Raw genomic sequence first — 20,416 nt, forward strand, 5'->3', positions numbered from 1 at the left:
TAGCTACAGTTCGTTCTGCCGCGGGATGATGACCTGCTTCACGATGATGAGGATCGACGCGGCGACCGGGATCGCGACGAGTGCGCCCAGCAGACCCAGCAGGGTGCCGCCGGCGAGGGCGGCGATCACGACGACGACGCCGGGCACCTTGACGGCGCGGTTCATGATGTTGGGGCTCAGCACGTAGGCCTCGATCTGCATGTACACGAGGTACCAGATACCCACGACGAGCACGGCGGGCCAGCCCTCGAAGATCAGCACGAGCAGCGTGATGATGACCGAACCGGTGATCGTGCCGACGAGCGGGATGAGCGAGAACAGGAACGCGATGAATGCGATGAGCGCCGCGTACTCGATCACGTCTCCGCGGATCCATCCGAGCACCGTGAGGAAGAGGAAGCTCAGGATGCCGTTGCACGCACCCAGCGCCACCTGCCCGACCACGTAGCGGCCGACCGAGCTCGAGATCTGCTCCGAGATGTCGATGAACTTCTCGCGCTTGCTGGCCGGGACGAGCTGGTACATGGCCCGCTTGATGCTGCCGAGCGACGCGACGAAGTAGAGCATGAGGATGAGCACGATGAGGCCGCCGAACACGCCGCTGGCCACCGTGAAGACGGTGTTGAGCACACCGGAGGTGATGTTCTCGAGGTTGCTCGTGAACCACTCCTGCACGTTCTGGAGCGCGTCGTCGTACTTGATCCAGTTGACGTACGTCTCCCACCACTCGCGCAGCAGATCCTGTTCGGTGATCTGGGTGATGAGCTTCGGCACCTGATTGATGAGGTTGCCGACCTGGTCGGCGATCACCGGGATGATCGCGAAGATGAAGCCCGCGAACACGGCCAGGATCGCCGTGAGCACGGCGACGATCGCGAGCGGACGCGGCACCTTGCGCTTCTCGAGGAACGAGACAGCTGGATCGACGCCGAGGGCGAGGAAGAGCGCCGCTCCGACGTAGGTGAGGATCGTGGCGAGGTTGCCGAGCCCGGTGCCGATGAGCACGGCGACGAGCACGCCGAGACCGCCGAACAGGCCCAGCCGGAACGCGTTCTGGATCTTCATCGACACCCTCCTCGCTCGCGCCATGCGAGCGTAGGGAAAGGCTAGCGGGCCACTCGACGCGCGAGGCGCCGGTCAGCGCGTGTTCGCGTCCTCGGCTTCCGGCTCGGCCTCAGCGGCAGCGACCTCAGGCTCGGATGCGGGCTCCACGGCCGGCTCCGCCGACTCGACGGCGGCGACCGGCTCGGGCTCATCGCCCGGCACCGGGAAGCCTGCCGCGGGGGCCGTGAAGGCATCCGCGCCCGCGAGCAGACCGCGCAGGTTCTCGAAGTAGCCGGCGACGGCCTCGCGCTCGACGCGGATCTTCGCGAGGCGGTCTTCTGCATCCGCGATGAGCGCCTTCGCCTGCTTCTGCGCGTCGGCCACGAGCTTCTTGGCCGTCTTCTCAGCGTCGCGCTTCGTGGCGGTGGCGGCGGCCTGCGCGTCTTCGGTGATCGCGCGCGCCTCGGCGATGCCCGAGGTGCTCAGCTGCTCGACCTCCGCGCGCTTCTCGGCGGCACGGGTGGATGCCTCCTGCAGTTGCGCGGTCGCCTCGTCGAGGTACTTCTGCGTGGTGGCAGCGGCCTCCTGCTGCGTGGCCGTGAACTGCTTCTCCGCCTCGTCGCGACGTGCCGCGAGCTCGACGTCGAGGTCGGCACGTGCCTGCTCGGCCTCGGCGGCGAGGCGCGTGGCCTGCGCATCGGCCTCGTGGGCGAGACGGGCCCGGTGTGCTTCCTGTTCGGCGGCGAGCTCGGCACGGATGCGGGCCGCCTCACGGTCGGCATCGGCGCGCAGCTTGCCGGTCTCGGTGGCGGCCGCGTGCCGCAGCTGCGCGACCTCCTGCTCGGCCTCGGCACGGCGGGAGGCGAGCTCTGCTTCGAGTGCCTCGCGGGCAGCGGCGAGCTCGGCGGCCCAGCCCTCGCGGCCGGCGGTCTCCTCGGTCTCCCACGCGGTGCGCGCCGTAGCGAGTTCGGACTCCTGGGCGGCGCGACTCTGGGTGAGCTCGGTGGCGAGCGCCTTGCGTGCGTTGCGCAGTTCGGTGTCGAGCACCTTGCGGGCGTTCGCGAGCTGGCTCTCGTGGCTCTCCCGAGCCGCCGCGAGCTCGGTCTCCTGAGCCGCGAGGGCGGCGGCGAGCTCCGCCTCTTGCGTCGCCTTGGCCTGTGCCAGCTCCGACTCCTGCTGCTCACGCGCGGCGGTGAGCTCGGCTTCCTGCTCGGCACGCGCCGCGGCGAGCTCGGCCTGCACGGCGCTGCGGGTGGCGGTCACCTCGGCCTCGAGCGCGGAACGCGCGGTCGCAAGCTCCTGCTCGAGCTCGGATCGCGCCGTGGCGAGTTCCTGCTCGAGCGCGTTGCGCGTCGACGCGGTCTGCTGCGCGAGTTCGGTGGCGGTGCGCTCCCGGTCGCCCGCGAGCGACGCCCGGGTGGTCTCGACCTCGGTGGCGAGGGTGGATCGGGTCGTCTCGACCTCGGCTGCGAGCTCGGCGCGAGTGCGGGTGACTTCGGTCTCGACCTCCGACCGCATCCGCACGAGCTCGGTCTCGAGGGCCGCACGCCGGTCGGCGATCTCGGTCTCGAGGGCCGCGCGCTGGGCTGTCGTATCGATCTCGAGCTGCGCACGCGCGGCCGAGATCTCCTGCGCGAGCGCGGTGCGCTCGGCCGCCGTGCGCTCCTCGAGCTCGGCACGCGCCTTGCGGGTGTCGGCTTCTAGGCCGCACGCGCGGCCTCGGTGTCGATGCGCAGCCGCTCGCGGCTCTCGGTGGTCTCGCGCTCGAGGTCGGTGCGGCCCTGCTCGAGGTCGTGGGCGAGCTGGGCGCGCAGCCGCGCGTCTTCGGCCTCGAAGTCGGCGCGACCCTTCTCGGTGTCGCGCGCGAGTGCTGCCGCAGCCTCGCGGGCCTCGGCGACCTCGCGCTGCGCGACGACACGCAGTTCGGCGAGCTCGCGCTCGGCCTCCGCGCGCAACGCGGCCACCTCGCGGCGACCGGCGGCCCGAGTCTCGGCGACCTCCGTCGCCACGGCGCCGCGGATCGCAGCGGCCTCACGCAAGGCTTCCTGCGTGGTCGCCTCGGCATCCGACGACGCCCGCGTCACGAGCGCCTCGGCCTCCTCGCGCGCCCCGGTCAGGATGCGATCGGCCTGCGCCTGCGCATCGGCGACCAGGCGAGCGGCCGTCTCGGCGGCATCCGCGCGCAGCTCGTCGACCTCCTGCTGCACGGATGCCCGCAGCTTCTCGGCGTCGATGTCGGCCTGGGCGATGAGCCGGGTCGACTGCTCCTCCGCCACCCGCAGGGTGTTCTCGAGCTTCGTTCCGAGCCCGGCGTAGGTCGGGCTGCCGACCTCGTCGAGTTCCGCCTGCAGGTCTTCCGAGAGGGCCTGGAGGCGCTTGACCTCCTTGAGCGCGTCGCTGCGATCGCTGTTGGCCTTGATCAGATCGCGGCGCAAGCTGGCCAGGGTCTGGTCGACCTCGTCCTTCTTGTAGCCGCGAAGCTCGGTCGTGAATCCCGTGTCGTCTGCCGCCACGTGCGCTCCTCGCTCGGGAAAACTGGTGTTCTCACACGCCGGAACCGGCGGCGAACCCTCCCGAGTCTAATCGGCGGGTCACCCCGGCGTCTTCGCCCGGTCCACATCCCGGTCAGCTGACTCCCAGGGGCTTCCCGGAGTCCATCCGGAGTAACTCGGTGGTTCTCCGCTAATCTTGGGTGTCTTTGCCTGCTGCCCCGTCGAACCCCCGACGGCGGGGGTCTGCCTTCTGGATGAGATCCGGCGGACCGCGTGGAGCCCTCCGCGCCGCAGCTCGAGAGGAGTTCATCCGTGCGATTCGTGATCGCCATCCTGCTGTTCGTCGCAGCCCTTGTGTCGATCGGCCTCGGCGTCGCTCAGCGCACCGTGCTGCAAGGCCCCGACCACCTCACCGCCTCCGTGGAGGTGAGCGGCGGCGCGGCCTTCACGGTGATCGACGGGGCCGTGCTCAACGCCCACCCCGGCACGCAGCTCGTCACCGCCGACGCCATCGCGTCCGACCCGGTGTTCATGGCCTACGGCCGCACCGATGATGTGCGTGCCTGGCTCGACGGAACCCCCGCGGCGGCGCTCAGCTACGACGCCGAGCTCGGTGAGCTCACGTCGGGGCCGCTCAAGGTGCAAGACGGCGATGTCGACGAGACGCCCGCGCCCGCCGAGACGCCGACCCCGGGCGCCACGGATGCCGCGACCACCGGGCCGTCCGACGACGATGCGGCCGCCGACGACGCGACCACGGACGATGCGGCAGCTGCGAAGTCGGAGGCCGACCCGAACGCCTCGCCCGTCGGCAGCGACCTCTGGATCCAGGAGTTCGAGGGCGAGGGCTCGCTCGTGCGCAAGATCAACGTGCCCACCGATGTCTCGGTGATCATCGCATCCGACGGCACCGCTGCGGCTCCCTCCGACATCTCGATCACGTGGCCGCTCGACAACACGACGCCGTGGTCGGGGCCGCTCATCGTGGCCGGCATCGGCGCCCTGCTGCTCGGGCTCGTGGCGCTCATCTGGGCGCTCGTGCACGCCCGTCGCCGTCACGGACCGCGCCGCAAGACGCCCAAGATGCCGAAGCCGCCGAAGCCCGCACAGCTGAAGCCCGCGCCCCGTCGCGGGGCCATCACGAGCGGTGTCGACACCCGGGGGCGGCGGCGCGCATTCGTGGCACTGCCCGTGCTGCTCGTGGGGACTCTCGCGCTCTCGGCGTGCACCGGTAGTGGCGACGTCGCCCCGACGATCGATCCGTCGAGCACGGCGACGCCTGCGGCCGAGATCGATCCGCCGGTCGTCACGAAGCAGCAGTTCACGCGCATCGTCGCGCGCACGGCCGATGTCGTCGAACGCGCCGACGAGGCCCGCGACGCCGAGCTTGCGGCCGAGCGGCTCGATGGCGCCGCGCTCACCCTGCGCACCGCCAACTACGCCGCGCGGGGTGCCGACTCCGGGATCGCGGCGATCCCCGCCTTCCCCGACGGCGAGGTGACGCTCATCCTGCCGCAACAGCAGCCCGACTGGCCCCGCGCCGTGTTCGCCGCCGTGAAGGACGCCGACGGCAACGACTTCGGCCTCATGTTCGTGCAGGCCGCCCCGCGCGAGCAGTACAAGGTGAGCTCGCTCGTGCGACTCACGCATTCGATCCCCGAGGTCGCCCCCGTCGACCTGGGAGCTCCGCGCTACCGCACCGACACCAAGCTGCTCGCCTTCGCACCCGCCGAGATCGCGGCGCAGTACGGCGACGTGCTCATCAACGGCGACAGCTCCGAGTTCGCGGCCCGTTTCGACGCAAGCGAGGACTTCCTGCAGCAGAGCGTCGGCGCGAGCTACAAGGCTCAGCGTCGCGCGGACCTGCCGAACGCCGTGCTCGAGTACACGAGCGCCGTCGGCACCGACGCGCCGATCGCGCTTGCGGCGAACGACACCGGCGCGATCGTCGCGGTCGAACTGCGCGAGACCGAGACCGTGAAGCCCGCCGAGACGGGTGCGGCCATCAGCCCGACCGGGGCTGTGAAGGCGCTCGCCCAGCTGCAGACGACGACCAAGGGCGTCGCGGCGGAGTACGGCATCCAGATCCTGTTCTACATCCCCCGGCGACGGCGAACGACCCGACCGTGCAGGTGCTCGGCTTCGCACAGGGCCTCGTCGCCGCGAGAGAAGTAGCGTAGAAGCGTGACCGATCTTCCTTCCGCGAACCTGCGCGGCGCCGTCGACCTGTCCGGACTCGTGCGACGCGCCTCGGATGCCACGCGTCCCGCTGGCGATGCCCCCGCCTCCTCCTCGCTCGTCTTCGACACGAACGATGCGTCGTTCCAGAGCGTGGTCGAGCTCTCGACGCGCGTTCCCGTGATCGTGGAGTTCATCGCGCCGGGCCTCAGCTCGGCTCTCGGCCCCGTCGTCGAGTCGTACGGCGGACGCCTCGTGCTCGCGGTCGTCGACGGCAGCGTCAACCCGCAGCTCGCGCAGGCGTTCCAGGTGCGTGAGGTGCCGACCGTCGCCGCGATCATCGGTGGACGGCCCGTGAACCTGTTCATCGGCATCCCCTCGGATGCGGAGGTGCGTCAGGTGCTCGACGAGCTGCTGCAGCTCGCGGCCGAGAACGGCGTGACCGGCACCGTGCCGACGGGGGAGCCCGCCGAGGGCGAGGACGACGCCGAGCCGGCCCCCGAGCCGCTGCCGCCGCACCACCAGGAGGCGTTCGACGCGATCTCTGCGGGCGACTACCCGACAGCGATCGCCGAGTACCGCAAGGCGATCACCGAGAATCCGCGCGACCAGCTCGCCGTGGCCGGGCTCGCGCAGGTGTCGCTGCTCGACCGGCTCACCGGCACGACCGCGGGGAGATCCGGGATGCCGCCGCCGCGCGTCCCGGCGACATCGACGCGCAGCTGCGGGTCGCCGACCTCGACATGAGCGGCGGCCACGTGGACGACGCGTTCGGGCGCCTGCTCGACCTCTTCACGGGAGCGTCGCAGCCCGACCGCGACCGCATCCGCACCCGCCTGCTCGACTACTTCGAGATCGCAGGCGCGGACGACCCGCGCGTGACCGCGGCGCGGGCGCGGCTCGCCTCGTTGCTGTACTGATTGCGGAGGTGGTCGAGGAGCGGGCCGCGCAGCGGCACGCGTCTCGAAACCACCGGCTCACCCCCGCACGAGCCAGAGCGCGCCCAGGGGTGGCAGCGTGAGCTCCACCGAGGCCGGCATGCCGTGCCAGGGCTCGTCGCTCGTCGCGGTGACGCGCCCCAGGTTGCCGACGCCCGAGCCGCCGTAGATCGCCGCATCCGTGTTGAGCAGTTCGATCCATTCCGCCGCGGCGGGCAGCCCCACGCGATAGGGCCCGACGGGTGCGCCGCCGAAGTTGACGATGCACGCCAGTTCGCTACCGTCGCGCGCACGGCGCAGGAACGCGACGACGTTCGCGCCGGGGTCGCTCGTGATCCACTGGAAGCCGTCCGCATCCGCATCGAGCTCCCACAGTGCGGGGTGCTCGCGGTAGACCCGGTTGAGTTGGCGCACCAGCTCGGCGAGGCCCTGATGCACGGGCTGGTCGAGGATCCACCAGTCGAGGCCGTGCTGCTCCGACCACTCGGAGGGCTGGCCGAACTCGGAGCCCATGAACAGCAGCTGCTTGCCCGGATGCGCCCACATGAAGGCGAGGTAGGCGCGCACGTTGGCGAGCTTCTGCCACTGGTCGCCGGGCATCTTGGCCAGCAGCGAGCCCTTGCCGTGCACGACCTCGTCGTGACTGATCGGCAGCAGGAAGCTCTCGCTGAAGGCGTACAGGAACGAGAAGGTGATGTCGCCATGGTGGTCGGCGCGCCACATCGGGTCCTCGTGCATGTACTGCAGCGAGTCGTGCATCCAGCCCATGTTCCATTTGAGGCCGAAGCCGAGCCCGCCCTCCGCCGTCGACCGCGTCACGCCGGGCCACGAGGTCGACTCCTCGGCGATCATCACGATGCCGGGGTTGCGCTTGTAGGCGGTCGCGTTGACCTCCTGCAGGAAGCTGATCGCCTCGAGGTTCTCGCGCCCGCCGTGCACATTCGGCACCCACTCGCCGTCCTTGCGTGAGTAGTCGAGGTAGAGCATGCTCGCCACCGCGTCGACGCGCAGGCCGTCGATGTGGAACTCCTCGAGCCAGTAGAGCGCGTTGGCGACCAGGAAGTTGCGCACCTGCGAGTCGCCGAAGTTGAACACGTAGGTGCCCCAATCGGGATGCTCGCCCACGCGCGGGTCGGAGTGCTCGTAGAGGGGCTCGCCGTCGAAGCGGGCGAGTGCCCATTCGTCTTTCGGGAAGTGCGCGGGAACCCAGTCCATGATCACGCCGATGCCCGCCTGGTGCAGACGGTCGACGAGCAGGCGGAAGTCATCCGGATGTCCGAAGCGGCTCGTGGGGGCGTAGTAGCCCGTCACCTGATACCCCCACGACCCGCCGAAGGGATGCTCCGCGAGTGGCAGGAACTCGACGTGCGTGAACCCCATCCCGGTCACGTAGTCGATGAGCTCGTCGGCCGCCTCGCGGTACGACAGCCCCGGACGCCACGAGCCGAGATGCAGCTCGTAGACGCTCATCGGACCTTGGTGCGGGTCGCGGGCGGCGCGCTGCGACATCCACTCCGCGTCGCTCCACAGGTAGCTGGAGCGGCCGATCACCGAGCCGGTGGCGGGGGCACCTCGGTGAAGCGGGCCATCGGGTCGGCCCGGGTCACCCAGACCCCGGATGCCGTGAGCAGTTCGTACTTGTACACCCCGCCTGCCGCGAGGCCCGGCACGAAGAGCTCCCACACGCCGTTGTCGTCGAGGCGGCGCATCGCGTGCCCGGAGCCACTCCAGGAGTTGAAGTCGCCGATCACCCGAACGGCCTGGGCATGCGGCGCCCACACGACGAAGCCGGCGCCCTCGACGCCCTCGTGCTGCTTGAGATGCGCACCGAAGACGTGCCAGAGCTGCTCGTGCCGGCCCTCACCCCACAGGAACAGGTCGATCTCGCCGATCGACGGCACGAAGCGGTAGGGGTCGTCTGCCACCCAGTCGGGCCCGTCTGGATAGCGGGTCAGGAGGCGATAGGCCTGCCCGGCTCCGGGGGCGTAGCCCTGCCACAGCCCGTCTGCGACATGCTCGAGGGTGATCTCGGTGCCGTCGGCGCGCACGGCCACCACCTCGTCGGCGAGGGGGCGCACCGCGCGGATGACCCATCCGTCGCCGAGCGCGTGCTGACCGAGCCAGTCGTGCGGTCGCGGATGGCGCCCCTCCACGAGGCTCGCGATAAGGCCCGCGTCCAGCGGCGGCAGCGAGGAGCGGGCGGCCATGTCAGCGTCCCTTCGGCGGTTCGACGACGAGCAGGTGCACGGGTTCGACGAAGGCGTCGAGGCGCACGTAGTTGTTCTCGCCCCACGTCCAGCGTGCGCCCGTCACCAGATCGTGCACCCCGAAGCTGTCGCCCGGCTGCATGCCGATCGCCGTGAGGTCGAGGTGCACCGTCGTCTCGCGCACCGAATGCGGGTCGACGTTCGCGACCACGATGAGGGTGTCGGGGCGGCCGTTCGGCGTGAACTCGCCTGCGAGGTGCTTCGTGTAGACGAGGATCGCGTCGTCGTCCGACCAGTGCACGCGCAGGTTGCGCAGTTGGGTGAGCGCCGGATGCGCCTGCCGCGTGTGGTTGAGCATCGTGAGGTAGGGCGCGAGGCTGTTGCCGCTCGCCTCGGCGGCCGCCCAGTCGCGCTGCTTGTATTCGTACTTCTCGTTGTCGATGTTCTCTTCCGAACCGGGCCGCGCGACATCCTCGAAGAGCTCGTAGCCGGCGTACACGCCCCAACTGGGGAGGCGGTCGCCGCGATCGCCGCGCGCACCTTGTAGGCGGGGCGTCCGCCGAACTGCAGGTACTCCGTGAGGATGTCGGGGGTGTTCACGAAGAGGTTCGGGCGCAGGTAGTCGGCCGAGGCGCCGGCGATGCCGGTGAGGAACTCCTCGAGCTCGTCCTTGGTGTTGCGCCAGGTGAAGTACGTGTACGACTGGTGGAACCCGGCCCCGGCGAGCGAGTGGAGCATCGCGGGGCGCGTGAAGGCCTCGGCGAGGAACACGACATCCGGGTGCCGGTCGGCCACCTCGCCCAGCAGCCACTCCCAGAAGTCGAGCGGCTTCGTGTGCGGGTTGTCGACCCGGAAGATGCGGATGCCGCGTGAGATCCACAGCTCGATGATGCGCAGCACCTCGGCCCGGATGCCGTCCGGGTCGCGATCGAAGTTGATGGGGTAGATGTCCTGGTACTTCTTGGGCGGGTTCTCGGCGTAGGCGATCGACCCGTCGGGACGCTGGGTGAACCACTCGGGATGCTCCGTCACCCAGGGGTGGTCGGGGGAGGCCTGCAGCGCGAGATCGAGGGCGACTTCCAGTCCGTTGGCCGCGGCCTGCTTCACGAAGAAGCGGAAGTCGGCGACGGTGCCGAGGTCGGGGTGGATGGCGTCGTGCCCGCCCTCGGCCGATCCGATCGCCCAGGGGCTGCCCGGGTCTCCGGGGCCTGCGACCGTGGAGTTGTTCGGCCCCTTGCGGTGGCTGTGGCCGATCGGGTGGATGGGCGGCAGGTAGACGACGTCGAAGCCCATTGCCGCGACGCCCGGCAGGCGTTTGGCCGCCGTGCGGAAGGTGCCCGACTTCCAGCTGCCGTCGCGCAGGCGTTTGGCGCCTTCCGAGCGGGGAAGAACTCGTACCACGCGCCCACGGCGGCCCGCGCGGTCTCCACCACGAGCTCGAGCGTCTCCGACTCGGTGACGAGCGAGCGAACGGGATGCCGGTGCAGCTGTGCGACGAGGCGGCGGTCGGTGGCGACCTTCATTCGCTGCGCGGGGAGGCATCCGCATCCAGCAGGGCCGCGCGCGCATCCGCTGCGATCTTGCCGGGAACCTGCTCGAGCAGTTCGGCACCCATCGCGAAGATCAGGTCGGCATCGTCACCCACGCCGAGCTTGATCGTGGCAGCGTGTAGCCAGCTGCCCCAGTCGTCGGAGTATGCCCGGATGCGGTAGTGGTGCCTGCCCGTCGTCTGGGGGCGCACGTCGACGCGCCAGCGGTCGGTGCCGGGGGCCAGCAGGGTCATGGCGTGCGCCGTCTCGGTGCCCGCCGGGTCGATCAGCAGCAGCTCCGCTCCGATGAGGCCGTGCCCCTCGCGGAAGACGGTGGCCTCGAAGGGAACGACCTCGCCGAGGTAGCTCTTCGCGGGCCAGCGGTTCTCAGGCTGGCGCGGCGAGAGGTGGCGGATCGGGATGCGGCCGATCCGGGCCGTCCGCTGCCTCGGGGCCGGCGTGGTGTGTTCCGTGGGCACCATCCGACCGTATCGCGTTCGGTTACGGATGCCACGGGGGTATCGGGGTACAGAGCCGCCGTAGACCAGTTCGTCTGTCCTCGGTGTGCCCCCCACGGGGGTGGACCGCTCACGGGTGTACCCCGAATCGCGAGGGGGACAAAGTCCCTTGTGGAACGTGATGGCGTAATAAATACCAGGTCAAAGGCCTGTTTATCTCTCTCGTGGGAGCGCTCCCATGACCCCCACAGTGGGGCGTCGTCGTCCCCTTTGTCCTCACTATGGAGGACCGTACATTTGGGTGACGGGGGATAAACCCGACCTCCGCCCACAGACGGCCCGCGCAAGGCGCTGACCGGTAGACAACCCGACGTCTCGACGTGCCTCCGGCGCGCCTTGCGTCATGCGCGAACCACATCATCCGAAAGGGAACACCATGAACAAGATCACCAAGGCGTCCATCGCCGCCGGCGCAGCCGTCCTGCTGCTCATGGGCGGAGGCGGAACGCTCGCCTACTGGAACGCCAGCACGACGGCAGGGGCCGGCAGCATCACCGCAGGCGTCCTCACGGTCACGTCCGCCGGCGCGGCCACGGTCGAGCACGCGAACGGCGACCCGCTCACGCTCGCCGTCCCCGGCGACACCATCGTCATCGAGCAGGACCTGACGCTCAACGCCACCGGCGACAACCTCAAGTTCGAGGTCGCGATCACGCCCGGCACCGTCACGGGTTCGGCGGACCTGATCGCCGAGCTTCTTCCCACGGCCGACTACGAGGTCTCGGGATCCAACATCAGCGAGATCACCGCTGGCTCGGACGAGTGGCAGGTCGACGCGAACGGCACCACCACGGTGACCGTCAAGGTGACGATCACCTGGCCCTTCGGCACCGCGGTCGACAACGGAAGCCAGGGCGGAACCGCCAACTTCGCCGCCGCGACCTTCACCGTCACCCAGATCGCCTAGTCAGCTCGGCCCGATGGCGGGCCGGAGAACATCTGAGTTTTCCGGCCCGCCTCCCCCACCCCCGATACCCCCAAACGAGAGGAGCGCGACATGATCTGGATGGTTCTCATCGCTCTCGCACTCCTCGTCGCGGTCGCAGCCACGGTGTTCACGGCAAAGAGCCGCTCCCGTCGGCCGAGGCATCGGGTCTCGAACGTGAAGCGTCTGCTCGCTTCCGCCGCCGGCGTCACGGCGGGCCTCGTCATCGCCGTCTCAGGCGCCGGTGCCACCTACGCCTACCTCAACGCTCAGACGAGCGCGGCCGGAGCGACCCTGAAGTCCGGCACGCTCGGACTCACCGTCAGCGCGGTGGACTCCACTGCCTTTACTCTCCTGCTGCCGGGCGAAACCGTGCAGCGCGACATCACCGTCACCTCCACCGGCAACGCCAAGGCGACCGTCACGGTCAAGCGGGCAGCCGCCGGCGCTCTCGTGGTCTCGCTGGCGCCTGTCGCATGTGCGAGCGTCACCGGCTCCACGACGTGGACGACCGTGACGACCACCGCATCCAGCCTCGGCGACTTCGCCGCGGGGCAGGCTCGCACATACTGCGTGCGGGCCGTCGCCCCCACGTCCGGTCTCGCGAAGAGCTCGTCGACCGGCTTCACCCTCGACTTCGTCTCGATTCAGAAGGCCAACTGATGCGCCGCCGCCCCGCAGCCTCCGGCCTGCGCCGCCGCTTCAACGCGATGGCGATCGTCGCGGCGATCGCCGTCTTCTCGGTGCTCGCAGGAACCGGCGCGAGCTATGCGTACTGGTCGGCGAACGCGAGCCGCACCGTCAACTCGACGACGGGGAACGTGCAGGTCACCGTCAGCGGCTTCACCGCGGGACAGATCCAGAACCACGTCAAGCAGACCGTCGGCTACGTCACCGTGACGAACACGACAGTGCAGAACGCGTCGAGCACCACGCCCGCAACGCTCAGCCTGACGGTGGGCGCCGGCGGCGGGAACGCGTTCGCCACGGCGGCCGGCGTGGTCGTCTGGCCGGCCGCCGGCAACTCCTCGGCCAACTGCACGCTGGCCGCGACAACGCCCGGGTCGCAGAGCGGCAGCTGGAGCCCCGGGGTCACGATCACCGGGAGCCTCGCCAAGGGCGCATCCGCCATCTACTGCGTGCGCACCACCGTCGCCAATCCCGTCGACGCGGGCTCGGCATCCGGCACGACCTCTTTCGCGGCGACCGTGAGCGCCACCCTCAGCGTGCACAACTTCACCGGGACCGCATCCATGGCCCCGACGATGTCGACCGCTCACATCTACCCGCTTGGGAGTCCGACGCTGAACTCCTGGATGCGAGTTCGTCTCGGCAGCATCACCGGTCGCAACTGCCTCGACGTCTCGGGCTCCGGAGGGGCGGGGACGGTGGTGATCCAGTGGGGCTGCCACGCGAACCCGAACCAGAAGTGGCGGATCACGTCCGTCGCAGGCACCGACTACGTGCGGTTGGCACCCCAGCACGCCGACACGACACGTCTCGCTGCGACGTCGACGAGCAACGGCGCGGATATCACCATCCAGGCCGCGAACACCGCGAACACCCTTCAGGATTGGCAGTTCCAGCAGTCGGCTACCGGCCGCTATCAGCTGGTCAACCGCGCCACGGGATACTGCCTCACGTCGCAGAGCTTAACCGCCGACGTCGGCACGGCGATGACCCAGACGCCCTGCAACAGCTCCGACCTTCAGTGGTTCCTGCCGGACGTGTCGTTGCCGAACTTCACGTGCTCGGTCTCCGGGACGGGAAACACCCGCACCCTGTCGCTGTCGTGGGGGAGCACGGTGGGCACGTTTGCCCTGTGGATTGACGGCGCCGCCGTGGCGCCGTCAAGCGGCCCCTCAAGCACCGGGCTCACGCGGCAGATCGCTGAGGGCAGCTACAGCGTGGGCACGCACTCGTACGAGGTTCGGGACGCGAACGGGGCCACGGTCGGCGGCGGCCAGTTCACGATGACGAACGAGACGTACTGGATCGTCTGGCCGCTCTACCAGGGAACGCGGCTGGTGCTCACCGGATGCACGCCGTGATCCGGCGGACGTTGGCGGGCCTCGCCGCCCTCGCGACGACGGTCGGACTGCTCGTCGCGGCGGCCCCCGCGCAGGCGGCGCCGCATGCGCTCGAGTTCAGCACCGACGGGGTGACCTGGTCGGCGACGCCGCTCGGCAGCATCTTCGGCACCGACTTCCGCTACGTGCCGGGCGATACCGAGAGCAGCACCATCTATGTGCGCAACGTGCGCGCCGTTCCGACCTCGGTGATGATGGCGATCACGGATGTGACCTACGACGATACCGAGTTCGGCACCGCGCTCAGCATCGCTGCCACCGACTTCGCCTCGGGTGGGCTGCCGGCGACCTCGATCGGCGCCGTGCCCGCGTGCACGGTGATCGCCCCGCGACGCGACCTCGGTCCGGGGAGAGCTTTGGGGTGCGACTCGACATCGCGGTCGCCACCTGGCTGACCGACGGGCACGGGCAGTCGAGTTCGGCGAACTTCTCGCTTGTCGTCGGCATGGCCGACCGCGACACCCCGATCGCCGCGAACAGCTGCCTGAACGCTGCCGCATCCATCCCGGCCTTCGGCAATGGAGGACGCATCGCGAGCACCGGCGCGGACGAGCCGTATGCTGCTCTCAGCTTTGCTGGATTCGCGTTGGGGGCAGGATGCGTGCTGATCGTGATGGTGCGTCGTCGGCGCCGGAAGACGACGGTGTGAGCGCCGCGGGCTCCGAGACCGACGAGATCACGGGAAAGACCCGAGGCGGACTGCTGTCGGCCATCGGCACGGGGCTGAGCTTCGGCCTGCTCGCGCTTGTGGTGCTGATCGCCGTGCTGGTGATCGTCGTGCCCGCCGTCATCAACGGGCGCGCGCTCACGGTGCTGACCTCGTCGATGGAGCCGGGGTACCCGCCCGGCACGCTCGTCGTCGTGGCGCCGACGGCGCCTGACGACATCCGCATCGGCGACGTGCTCACGTATCAGCTCGAATCCGGAAAGGCGACTCTCGTCACCCACCGCGTGATCGAGATCGGCACCAGCACCGCGGATGGAACGCGAACCTTCACGACGAAGGGCGACAACAACGACATCCCGGACGCCGACCCGGTGCAGGAGGTGCAGGTGGTGGGAACCGTGCTGTACGCGATTCCCTACCTCGGGTACGTCAACACGGCGGTCAACGGAGATCTGAGGGCGCTCATCGTTCCGGTGATCGTGGGTGGTCTTCTCGTCTATGCGGTGTGGATGGTCGTGTCGAGCTTCCGCGACAAGCGCAAGAAGGCGCAGGGCGACGGCGGCGCCTGACCACGTCATCCGGTGTTAACACCGCGAGCCTAGGCTGGGCCGAGTGAAAGCCATCCGCCGGTTCACCGTCCGCCCCGTGCTGCCCGAGCAGCTGGCCCCGGTCGAGGAGCTCGCTGCGAACCTGCGCTGGTCGTGGCATCAGCCGACCCTCGAACTGTTCCGGGATATCGCGCCCGAGCTGTGGGACGAGCTCGGCAAAGACCCCTATGGGCTGCTCGGCGAGGTGCCACCCGCGCGCTTGGACGAGTTGGCCGCCGATGCGGCGTTCGTCGAACGGGCCACGGCGCTGCGCGACGAACTGCGGCGCTACCTCGTCGAGCCGCGCTGGTACCAGAGCCTCGCGGATGCGCCGGCCACGATCGCCTACTTCTCACCCGAGTACGGCATCGCCGACGCGCTGCCCCAGTACTCCGGTGGCCTCGGCATCCTCGCGGGCGATCATCTGAAGGCGGCCTCGGATCTCGGTGTTCCGCTCGTCGGCGTCGGTCTCTTCTACCGCTCGGGCTACTTCCGGCAGGCGATCTCGCCCGACGGCTGGCAGCTCGAGAGCTACCCCGTGCTCGATCCCGACGGCCTGCCGATGAGCGTGCTGCGGGATGCCGACGGCGCCGCCGCGCAGATCGAACTCGCGCTTCCGGATGGCGCCACGCTCACGGCGCGTATCTGGCTGCTGGCCGTTGGGCGCGTGCCGCTGCTGCTGCTCGACACCGACATCCCCGAGAACACCGACGCGCTGCGTACCGTGACCGACCGCCTCTACGGCGGCGGGGAGAACACCGCCTCCTACAGGAGCTGCTGCTCGGCATCGGCGGCGCGCGGGCGGTGGCGCTCTATGCGCGCATCGCGGGCATCCCCGAGCCGAGCGTCTTCCACACGAACGAGGGGCATGCCGGCTTCCTCGGGCTCGAACGCATCCGCGCCCTCATCGGCGAGGGACTGAGCTTCGGTGAGGCGCTCGAGGTGGTGCGCGCGGGAACGGTCTTCACGACCCACACGCCGGTGCCGGCGGGCATCGACCGCTTCGAGGCACCGCTCGTGGAGCGCTACGTCCGCGCCGGGCTGCTGCCCGGGGTCGACCCCGCCGACGTGCTCGCTCTCGGCGCGGAAGACTACGAGGGCGGCACGCCCGACACCTTCAACATGGCCGTCATGGGGCTGCGTCTCGCGCAGCGCGCCAACGGCGTCTCCCGCCTGCACGGTGACGTCAGCCGCCACATGTTCGGCGCGCTCTGGCCGGGATTCGACGCGGATGACGTGCCGATCACCTCGATCACCAACGGCGTGCACGCGGCCACCTGGACCGACCCTCAGGTGCGCGGCCTCGCGAGCTCGAAGCTCGGCACCGACGACGCCACCGCGTGCGACTGGACCTCGAGCGCCGTCACCGACGCGGAGCTGTGGAGCCTGCGCCGTCGCCTCCGCGGCCAACTCGTCGACGATGCGCGACGCCGGATGACGGCCGCGTGGGCGGAGCAGAATCCCGGCGCCGCGGCCCCCGCCTGGTATCGCGAGCTGCTCGATCCCGAGGTGCTCACGATCGGCTTCGCGCGGCGCGTGCCCACCTACAAGCGCCTCACCCTCATGCTGCACGACCCGCAGCGTCTCCGCGCGCTGCTCACCGACCCCGAGCGGCCCGTACAGCTCGTCGTCGCGGGCAAATCGCATCCGGCCGACGATGGAGGCAAGCGCCTCATCCAGCTGCTCGTGGAGTTCTCACAGGACCCCGAGGTGCGTGGGCGCATCGTCTTCCTGCCCGACTACGACATCGGCATGGCGCAGAAGCTCTACCCCGGCTGCGATGTCTGGCTCAACAACCCGCTGCGGCCCCTCGAGGCATGCGGCACCTCGGGCATGAAGGCCGCGCTCAACGGCTCCCTCAACCTGTCGATCCTCGACGGGTGGTGGGCCGAGTTCCATGCGGATGGCCTGGGCTGGGCGATCCCGTCGGCCGACACCGCGGGCGACGCCGCGGAACGCGACGCGCTCGAGGCCGCCGCGATGTACGACCTCATCGAGCACCAGATCGCCCCGAGGTTCTACGACCGCGGCGCCGACGGGGTGCCGAGCGCGTGGGTCGCCGACATCCGCCACACCCTCGCGGCGCTCTCGCCCGCCCTCTCGGCCGAGCGGATGGTGCGCGAGTACGTCGAACGGCTCTACCTGCCGGCCGGGGCATCCGAGCGCGCGGTGACGGCCGACGGCTTCGCGCCCGCGCGAGCGCTCGCCGACTGGGTGGCCCGGGTGCGCACCGGGTGGTCCGAGGTGCACGTGGCCCACGTCGAGTCAGGGGGTGTGGATGCGTCCCCGCACGTGGGGGAGGAGTTGCATGTGCGCGCCCTCGTGGAGCTCGGCGACCTCACGCCCGACGACGTCTCCGTGGAGCTCGTGCACGGCCGCCCGAGGGCCGGCGAGGAGCTGGGCGAGACCGCCGCAGTGCCGCTCGCGCTCGAGAGCCACGAACTCGGGCGGCCCGCCGTCTACACGGGCGCCGTGCGCTTCGCCCGCGCGGGAGCGTTCGGCTACACCGTGCGCATCGTGCCTCGGCATCCGCTGCTCGCCTCGGATGCCGAGCTCGGCCTTGTCGCGGTGGCGCAGTAGGCGGTTGCTCAGCTAGTTGGGGAGCGTCGGGAAGCGGCGCGTCTCGAAACCGGCGTCACCGCGCGATGTCGGCGACCACCGCGCCTGTCGCCCGGATGAGGTCGGCGGGCGCGAGCCCCAGGTCGAAGCCGCGACGCCCACCCGAGACGTAGACGACATCCCACAGTTCGGCGGTCTCGTCGAGCACCGTCTCGTGCCGGGTCTTCTGCCCGATCGGGCTGATGCCTCCCACGACGTAGCCCGTGCGTCGCTCGGCGAGCGTCGGGTCGGCCATCGCGGCGCGCTTGCCGCCGACGGCCGCCGCGAGCGCCTTGAGGTCGAGCTTGCCGGTCACCGGAACGATGCCCACGACGAGGCGCCCGTCGACGTCGACGAGCAGCGTCTTGAACACCTGGTCCGGGTCGAGCCCGAGCGCGGTCGCCGCCTCCATGCCGAAGTCGCGGTTGGCCGGGTCGTGCGCGTAGGCGTGCTCGGTGAACGGGATGCCGGCCGAGGCGAGCGCGGCCGTCGCGGGCGTCCCCGCCATCAGCGGCACCTCATCCGTGCGTTCCCTCCGGCTCGGAGCCCTCGGCCCGGAACAGCAGCATCGACGTCGACGCCATCATGAGCTCGTCGCCCGGGCGGTGATCGCCCTGCACCTCGCTGATGTCGTCGTGGCCCGAATCCCACAGCAGCGTGTAGCGATCGACGCCCTCGTGCGCGGGCAGGCGCACCGACACCTCGGTCTCGAGGCCGTGCACGACGAGCAGGATGCGGTTGAAGGGCTCCTCGACGGGGGTCGAGGCGGCGAGGTACTGCAGGGTGCGCTGCTCGGGCGAGTCCCAGTCCTCGATGCTCATCGTGGCGCCGTCCTTGTTGTACCAGTCCATCTGGCTGGCGCCCGGCGTCGTCTCCCCCAGCGTCCATAGCGCACGGGCCGCAGTGCGGGGTTCTCCCGACGTAGCCGGATCAGGGTCTTCACGACCTCGAAGAGGTCTTCCTGCCAGTCGCTGCGATCCCAGCTGAGCCAGGTGAGCTCGGAGTCGTGGCAGTAGGCGTTGTTGTTGCCGCGCTGGCTGCGTCCGAACTCGTCGCCCGCGGTCAGCATCGGCACGCCGGCCGAGAGCAGCAGCGTGCCGAGCAGGTTGCGCACCGCCTTGCGCCGGATGCGCCGCAGCTCGGGGTCGTCGCTCGGCCCCTCGACGCCGTGGTTGAAGGACTTGTTGTCGTTCGTGCCATCGCGGTTGTTCTCCCCGTTGCCGAGGTTGTGTTTGCGGTCGTAGGTCACGAGATCCGCCGCGGTGAAGCCGTCGTGCGCCGTCACGAAGTTCACGGATGCGAGCGGCCCGCGTTCGAGCGCGAACACGTGGTTGGAGCCCGCGAGCCGCCGCGCGAGCGAGCCGATCCCCTCACTCGCGGTGCCCATGGCGCGCGCCTGGGCGATGTCGCGCAACCAGAAGTTGCGCATGCGGTCGCGGTAGCCGTCGTTCCACTCCGACCAGCCGCGCGGGAAGTTGCCGACCTGCCAGCCGCCGAACCCGACATCCCACGGTTCGGCGATCATCTTGACGCCCTGCAGCGCGAGATCTTCGACGATGGCGCGCAGCAGCGGATGCTCGGGGTCGAAGGCGGCATCCGCGCCGCGTCCGAGGGTCGCGGCGAGGTCGAAGCGGAACCCGTCGACCTGCAGCTCCGTGGCCCAGTAGCGCAGCGAATCGAGCACGAGCCGCTGCGCCGCGGGCAGTGCGAAGTCGAGCGTGTTGCCGCAGCCAGTGGTGTCGATGTAGGTGCCGTCGGCGTCCTGCCGGTAGTAGCTCGCGTTGTCGATGCCGCGGAACGAGGTGGTCGGGCCCCCGCGGCCCTCCTCGGCGGTGTGGTTGTAGACCACGTCGAGGATCACCTCGAGACCTGCCTCGTGCAGCAGCTTGACCATGCCTTTGAACTCGCGCAGCACGGCATCCGGGCCCGCCTGTTGCGCCTCGCGCGTGGCGTAGGCGGCGTGCGGGGCGAAGAAGCCCAGGGTGTTGTAGCCCCAGTAGTTGACGAGACCCATCTTGGTGAGCCGCTGCTCCGACACGAACTGATGCACGGGCAGCAGCTCGACCGCGGTCACGCCGAGCTCGGTGAGGTAGGCGATCGTCGCCGGATGCGCGAGGCCGGCGTAGGTGCCGCGCAGCTGCTCGGGAACCTCCGGGTTCAGCCGGGTGAGTCCCTTCAGGTGCGCCTCGTAGATCACGGTGTGATCGAGCGGGATGCCGGGCCGCGTGGCGCCGCCCCAGTCGAAGTCGGTGTCGGGCACGGTGGCGCGCCACCCACCCTCGGGGGTGCGTGCGAGGCCGCGCGCGTACGGGTCGAGGAGGAGTCGCTCGGGGTCGAAGGCGTGGGTGGCGCCCTTCGGTCCGTCGACGCTGAGCGCGTAGTGGGTGCCCACACGGAGTGCGGGCGACGTGACGCTCCACACGTCGCCATCGCCGCGGGTGAGGGGAAGGCGCTCGGCGACCCAGTCGCTCTGGGGCTCGAGGATGCACAGCTCGATCGAGGTGGCGTTCGCGCTCCATACGCGCAGCTCGCCGCCGTCTGCGGTGAGGCGCACGCCGAGGTCGCGGATCGGGTCGGCGTGCGGCATGACGTCTAGGTTAGGTGGTGCGCGCGGCGCTCTCGTCAAGGGGCCGTGCGCGGGCG

13 protein-coding genes and 4 pseudogenes are annotated in these 20,416 nt (G+C 70.1%); 10 read left to right on the plus strand and 7 right to left on the minus strand.

The window, feature by feature from the left end; genetic code table 11:
* Nucleotides 1–3: 3 nt before the first annotated feature.
* The 3 genes from QQK29_RS11515 to QQK29_RS11525 all read right to left on the minus strand — a co-directional run bounded on the left by QQK29_RS11515 (nt 4) and on the right by QQK29_RS11525 (nt 3,557).
* The gene (locus QQK29_RS11515) at nt 4–1,065 is read right to left on the minus strand and encodes an AI-2E family transporter (protein WP_284300424.1); all 1,062 of its coding nucleotides are present in this window, start codon (nt 1,063–1,065) and stop codon (nt 4–6) included.
* A gap of 72 nt (nt 1,066–1,137) precedes the next feature.
* Nucleotides 1,138–2,568, minus strand: a complete 1,431-nt coding sequence (locus tag QQK29_RS11520; RefSeq protein WP_284300426.1) for a coiled-coil domain-containing protein — start codon at nt 2,566–2,568, stop codon at nt 1,138–1,140.
* Nucleotides 2,569–2,744: 176 nt separating this feature from the next.
* Nucleotides 2,745–3,557, minus strand: a complete 813-nt coding sequence (locus tag QQK29_RS11525) for a hypothetical protein (protein ID WP_284300429.1) — start codon at nt 3,555–3,557, stop codon at nt 2,745–2,747.
* A 291-nt stretch (nt 3,558–3,848) separates the two neighbouring features.
* On the opposite strand from QQK29_RS11525, the gene QQK29_RS11530 reads away from it, so the two are divergent.
* The 3 genes from QQK29_RS11530 to QQK29_RS18030 are packed head-to-tail and all read left to right on the plus strand — an operon-like array spanning nt 3,849 to nt 6,634.
* Complete coding sequence (locus QQK29_RS11530) at nt 3,849–5,711, plus strand: DUF8094 domain-containing protein (RefSeq protein WP_284300431.1); 1,863 nt, start codon at nt 3,849–3,851, stop codon at nt 5,709–5,711.
* 9 nt (nt 5,712–5,720) lie between these two features.
* Nucleotides 5,721–6,461: a thioredoxin domain-containing protein gene (locus QQK29_RS11535; protein WP_348533859.1), complete on the plus strand. Its 741-nt coding sequence runs from the start codon at nt 5,721–5,723 to the stop codon at nt 6,459–6,461.
* Complete coding sequence (locus QQK29_RS18030; RefSeq protein ID WP_348533922.1) at nt 6,425–6,634, plus strand: tetratricopeptide repeat protein; 210 nt, start codon at nt 6,425–6,427, stop codon at nt 6,632–6,634. Before QQK29_RS11535 ends, QQK29_RS18030 begins: the two co-directional genes overlap by 37 nt.
* Before the next feature lie 57 nt (nt 6,635–6,691).
* On the opposite strand, the pseudogene glgB reads toward QQK29_RS18030, so the two are convergent.
* Nucleotides 6,692–8,859: pseudogene (glgB, locus tag QQK29_RS11540) on the minus strand (1,4-alpha-glucan branching protein GlgB).
* A gap of 1 nt (nt 8,860) precedes the next feature.
* Nucleotides 8,861–10,870, minus strand: a pseudogene (locus tag QQK29_RS11545) (alpha-1,4-glucan--maltose-1-phosphate maltosyltransferase).
* A 412-nt stretch (nt 10,871–11,282) separates the two neighbouring features.
* Here QQK29_RS11545 and QQK29_RS11550 point away from each other — a divergent pair.
* The 7 genes and pseudogenes from QQK29_RS11550 to glgP all read left to right on the plus strand — a co-directional run bounded on the left by QQK29_RS11550 (nt 11,283) and on the right by glgP (nt 17,755).
* Entirely contained in the window at nt 11,283–11,813 is a 531-nt protein-coding gene (locus QQK29_RS11550) for an alternate-type signal peptide domain-containing protein (RefSeq protein ID WP_284300433.1), read from the plus strand.
* 90 nt (nt 11,814–11,903) lie between these two features.
* Nucleotides 11,904–12,494: a hypothetical protein gene (locus QQK29_RS11555; RefSeq protein WP_284300435.1), complete on the plus strand. Its 591-nt coding sequence runs from the start codon at nt 11,904–11,906 to the stop codon at nt 12,492–12,494.
* Complete coding sequence (locus QQK29_RS11560) at nt 12,494–13,882, plus strand: RICIN domain-containing protein (RefSeq protein ID WP_284300437.1); 1,389 nt, start codon at nt 12,494–12,496, stop codon at nt 13,880–13,882. Before QQK29_RS11555 ends, QQK29_RS11560 begins: the two co-directional genes overlap by 1 nt.
* Entirely contained in the window at nt 13,879–14,316 is a 438-nt protein-coding gene (locus QQK29_RS11565; RefSeq protein WP_284300439.1) for a hypothetical protein, read from the plus strand. The genes QQK29_RS11560 and QQK29_RS11565 overlap by 4 nt, the downstream gene beginning before the upstream one ends.
* Nucleotides 14,283–14,570, plus strand: a complete 288-nt coding sequence (locus QQK29_RS11570) for an LPXTG cell wall anchor domain-containing protein (RefSeq protein ID WP_284300442.1) — start codon at nt 14,283–14,285, stop codon at nt 14,568–14,570. Before QQK29_RS11565 ends, QQK29_RS11570 begins: the two co-directional genes overlap by 34 nt.
* On the plus strand, nt 14,567–15,157 hold the full coding sequence (locus QQK29_RS11575) for a signal peptidase I (protein WP_284300444.1): 591 nt from the start codon (nt 14,567–14,569) through the stop codon (nt 15,155–15,157). Before QQK29_RS11570 ends, QQK29_RS11575 begins: the two co-directional genes overlap by 4 nt.
* A 43-nt stretch (nt 15,158–15,200) precedes the next feature.
* Nucleotides 15,201–17,755: pseudogene (gene glgP / locus QQK29_RS11580) on the plus strand (alpha-glucan family phosphorylase).
* A 55-nt stretch (nt 17,756–17,810) separates the two neighbouring features.
* Here glgP and ybaK read toward each other — a convergent pair.
* Nucleotides 17,811–18,281 carry a Cys-tRNA(Pro) deacylase gene (ybaK, locus tag QQK29_RS11585; protein WP_284300446.1) on the minus strand — a complete coding sequence of 157 codons (471 nt, stop codon included), beginning with the start codon at nt 18,279–18,281 and terminating at the stop codon, nt 17,811–17,813.
* 10 nt (nt 18,282–18,291) lie between these two features.
* Nucleotides 18,292–20,360 (minus strand): annotated as a pseudogene (gene glgX, locus QQK29_RS11590) (glycogen debranching protein GlgX).
* Nucleotides 20,361–20,416: the final 56 nt, after the last annotated feature.

It is taken from the genome of Homoserinibacter gongjuensis (genome assembly GCF_030161875.1).
In the GTDB taxonomy this organism is placed as follows: Bacteria; Actinomycetota; Actinomycetes; order Actinomycetales; family Microbacteriaceae; genus Homoserinibacter; species Homoserinibacter gongjuensis.

Excerpts from the sequence above, each read along its gene's own strand:
- QQK29_RS11550 (WP_284300433.1), top strand. The coding sequence starts at position 11,283 with ATGAACAAGATCACCAAGGCGTCCATCGCCGCCGGCGCAGCCGTCCTG.
- QQK29_RS11515 (WP_284300424.1), bottom strand. The coding sequence starts at position 1,065 with ATGAAGATCCAGAACGCGTTCCGGCTGGGCCTGTTCGGCGGTCTCGGC.
- QQK29_RS11560 (WP_284300437.1), top strand. The coding sequence starts at position 12,494 with ATGCGCCGCCGCCCCGCAGCCTCCGGCCTGCGCCGCCGCTTCAACGCG.
- ybaK (WP_284300446.1), bottom strand. The coding sequence starts at position 18,281 with ATGGCGGGGACGCCCGCGACGGCCGCGCTCGCCTCGGCCGGCATCCCG.
- QQK29_RS11555 (WP_284300435.1), top strand. The coding sequence starts at position 11,904 with ATGATCTGGATGGTTCTCATCGCTCTCGCACTCCTCGTCGCGGTCGCA.